The organism is Streptomyces adustus (assembly GCF_009377175.1).
Classification (GTDB): Bacteria; Actinomycetota; Actinomycetes; order Streptomycetales; family Streptomycetaceae; genus Streptomyces; species Streptomyces adustus.
Map to the genome: position 1 here is coordinate 1 of NZ_VJZD01000456.1, position 3,483 is coordinate 3,483.

Here is a 3,483-nt window from a genome sequence, read left to right on the forward strand (position 1 = left end):
GACCCCGACCCCGACCCCGACCGCTTCGGCCTCCGCCTCGCCGTCCTCCTCGGCCCAGACCCCGTCCGCGACCTCGGGCACCTCCGGGGCGGGCACGCAGCTGGCCGAGACCGGAAGCAGTGGGACATCCACGATCGCCGCGGCCTCCGGTGCCTTCCTGCTGGCCGGAGCCGGCGCACTGGGCGCCGTGGCCCTGCGCCGCCGCCGCACGCGGGCCTGACCTCGGACGCAGCCCAGACACCTCCCGTCCAGCAGGACGGGAGGTGCCTCTGCTCGGCGATGCGCGGCGGGAAGCGGATTCATCGCACACCTGCCCCCGGCACCGGCGTCCCTTCCTGTGCTCCGAGGTCACACAGGAACTGCCCGTTCGACGCCGGCACCTGAGTGGCGCAGGACCGTCAAGCGCTCCTCCAGGGGACATCCGGCGCGAGCATCTCGTGGAGCCGTCGTTGCCGATGTGGACCACGCCGTCGGCCAGCACCACCGGCGAGAACGCGGTGAGGTCGGTGGTGACGGCCCAGCGCTGACGGCCGGTCGCGGCGTGCATGGCATGCGGGCTGCCGTCGCCGCTGCTGACGTGGACCGTGCCCTCGGCCACTACCGGTGAGGACAAGGCGTCCCGGGCGGTGCAGGCCCAGAGTTTCTCGCCGGACGTGCGGGACGGTCCGGGGGGGCTGGAAGGGCTGGCGGAGGTGGAGGAGCTGGGTCTGGTGCCGGAGTGCGTGGCAGGGGAATCGTCGTCGAAGGGCCTTTTGGATCGATCGGCCCGATCCGAGGTGGTTGGAGCGACTCGACCGGATCGCCGCCGAGACCCACAGACTTCGTACTCGCCGACGTTCCACCAGGTCATGTTGCCCGGGCCGACATCACTGAGCCTGAGCTCGCCCGTCGCATCCCTGGCGGGCAAATAGTCACCATCCCGGTTGGACATCTGATCCACCACGCGGCGCCAGAGGTGTTCACCGAGGCGGGTTCGGCGTTCCCGGATGGCTGGTGAAGCCCCCTTCGTACGACAGTTTCTGACGCCTCGTCGGATTAGGCCTTCGGCGGGTCGTTCGGTACGGGGTCGACGTCGCTGTACACGAGGTGGTGATCCGAGTACGGACTGGGATGCGTACCTTGCTCGAGCGGGACGACGCCACGCAGGAAGATGTAGTCGAACTTGCTCTGCCAGTCGGTGGTCGGCTTGCAGGCACCTCCTGACGCGGGCCGGCACTGAGGGTCCGCGTCCGCGGCCAGCGCCCACAGGGGAGCGAGTTCGGGAGCGTCCGGCATGGCGTTGAAGTCGCCGAGAACGATTGCGCGGTCGTACCGGGCGATCTCTGCGGCGAGCAGGCGGCTCTGGTCGGCCCGGACCCCCTCCTGACGCCGCTGAGCGAGGTGCGTGGCGAAGACCCGGACGGATCTGCCGCCCACCACGGTGCTGACGGCCATGTACCCGCGGTCCTCGGATCCTCCATCGGGGTATTCCACGCTCACACGGTCCGTCATCGGCGCCGCCGAGAGGACCGCCTGACCGAAGGCTCCCGGACTCCATGGTGCTCCGCCGCAGCGGCCCCAACTGCGCAGAACCATGCCGTACTCGACGTGGTAGACCAGCCCGTACAAGCTCTCCAGATGGTCCCGGATCCGCTCGACGTCACGTACGCACGCTTCCTGCAGGGCGACGACCTGGGGTGCGTAGGTGGCGATCTCGGCCGCCCGGTCGACGTTGCTCTGAGCACAGGGGTTGCAGAGGTTCCACGTCATGACCCGGTTCGGTACGACATCTGCGGCGGCACCGGCCGGCAGCGGCCTGGCGACCGGGGCACCGCTGGGCGCGCTGGGGCCGACGAGCACCACGCAGGCCACGACAATCGCGCCCGCGAGCCACCGCGTGCCGCTTCCGAACACCATTGCCTCCCCGGAGTGGCACCCGACGGCAACTGACTTCTCCCTGCACGAGGTTACTGGGGCGGGACCGTCGCTCGACAGACGGGGTGTGCCGCACTTGTCCCGCTTGGAGGGAGCCGCCGACATCCGGTCAGGCTGCCCTGTTGCGGAATGGGCATGTCATGGGCACGGATGGGCCACACGCCGCCACGATCGGGCCGTGAGCTGGGAGCATTCCGCCATGCTGGCCTGTGGATGCATGAATCTGATGGACGTCATGGCGGCCTTGACGGGGTACGGCCTGCTGGGCATCGCCGGACTCGCGGTCGGCCTGCTCTGCCTGGTCGGGCTGCTGCTCGGCGCGATCGTCACCGTCGGGCATCTGATCCGCCGAGGGCAGGGGGACGATGACCCCGAACCGCCGGAGACTTCGGGTCGGCGGAGGGAAGGGTCGTCCCTTGGATCCTTCCGTTGGGAAGACTCACCGGAGTAGACGGACTCACAGGTGCGGATCCCGGCCGGGTCCGAAGGGACGGACCGGCATACGGCCACCCGAGGTGGGGTCTGCCTCATCGGGCAGCGATGGCTGCACTCCCGGGGACAGCCGCACGCCTGTACCCGGTGCACGCGCTGAGGCAGTGTCAGGGTGAGAGAGGTCTGCCGCCAGCCGTCCCAGGGAGTGAGAATGCCCGATCACGTACACGATCACGACCACGATCATGACCACGACCACCGGCAAGCCGGCCACGGGCCGTCCCGGACCGACGACTCGCGGCTGTTCAAGGCGGCGGCCGCGGGCCGCCCCGACGTCCTGGGCCCGTCCGGCATGGGCACCTTGCAGCGTGCTGTCGGCAACGGCGCGGTGGGCGCCATGCTGCAACGGGAACAGGACGAGGAGAACGCCCCGTCGCAGCGTTCACCCGTGCACGACGTCGTCGCATCCGGCTCCGGGCAGGCCCTCGGTGGCGACGTCCGCTCCGACATGGAGGCAAGGCTCGGGGCGGACTTCTCCGACGTACGGGTGCACACGGGCGACGCGGCGCACGAGTCCGCGAAGTCGGTCGGAGCGCATGCCTACACCGTCGGCAGCAACGTCGTCTTCCAGCGGGACGCCTACGACCCGTCGTCCCACGCCGGGCGTACCACGCTCGCCCATGAACTGACCCATGTGATCCAGCAGCGCAGCGGCCCGGTCGACGGGACCACCGCACCCGGTGGGATCCGGGTCAGCGACCCCTCGGACCGGTACGAGCGGGAGGCCAGCGCGAACGCCGAACGCGTCATGTCGGCCCCGGCCCCGGCTGCGGCCGCGCAGGCCACGGAGGGGCCGGCGGCCGTTCCCGGGCCGTCCGCGACGGTCCAGCGCGAGGCCGAGCAGCAGGACGAGGAACCCGCCGATGTGCAGGGGCTGTTCGTGCAACGGGCCGAGGAGGAGCAACAGGAGGACGAGTCGGGTGACGCGTGAGCGGTACGGCCCCGGGCTCGTCAGAGCCCGGGGCCGTACCGTTCGCCGTCCCGGTCGGCTCGGCCCCGCCTGCCCGGACGCCTCCCGGTCGGTGGGCCCTGCCGTCCTCCGGTCGGCTCAGGCCGTGGAGGGGGAGGGGGAGGGGC

General features: G+C 70.8%; 3 protein-coding genes and 1 pseudogene. 3 read left to right on the forward strand and 1 reads right to left on the reverse strand.

The features are described 5' to 3' along the window. Positions 1 to 220 (forward strand): annotated as a pseudogene (locus FNH09_RS45440) (hypothetical protein); the annotation flags it as partial. 815 nt (positions 221 to 1,035) lie between these two features. Here FNH09_RS45440 and FNH09_RS45445 read toward each other — a convergent pair. Further along, complete coding sequence (locus tag FNH09_RS45445) at positions 1,036 to 1,896, reverse strand: endonuclease/exonuclease/phosphatase family protein (protein ID WP_152895722.1); 861 nt, start codon at positions 1,894 to 1,896, stop codon at positions 1,036 to 1,038. A gap of 196 nt (positions 1,897 to 2,092) precedes the next feature. Between FNH09_RS45445 and FNH09_RS45450 the strand changes: the two genes are divergently transcribed. After that, entirely contained in the window at positions 2,093 to 2,365 is a 273-nt protein-coding gene (locus tag FNH09_RS45450; RefSeq protein ID WP_152895723.1) for a hypothetical protein, read from the forward strand. Positions 2,366 to 2,557: 192 nt separating this feature from the next. Further along, a complete protein-coding gene (locus FNH09_RS45455; protein WP_152895724.1) occupies positions 2,558 to 3,337 on the forward strand; it encodes an eCIS core domain-containing protein in 780 nt (259 codons plus the stop codon). The last annotated feature ends 146 nt before the right edge of the window (positions 3,338 to 3,483 follow it).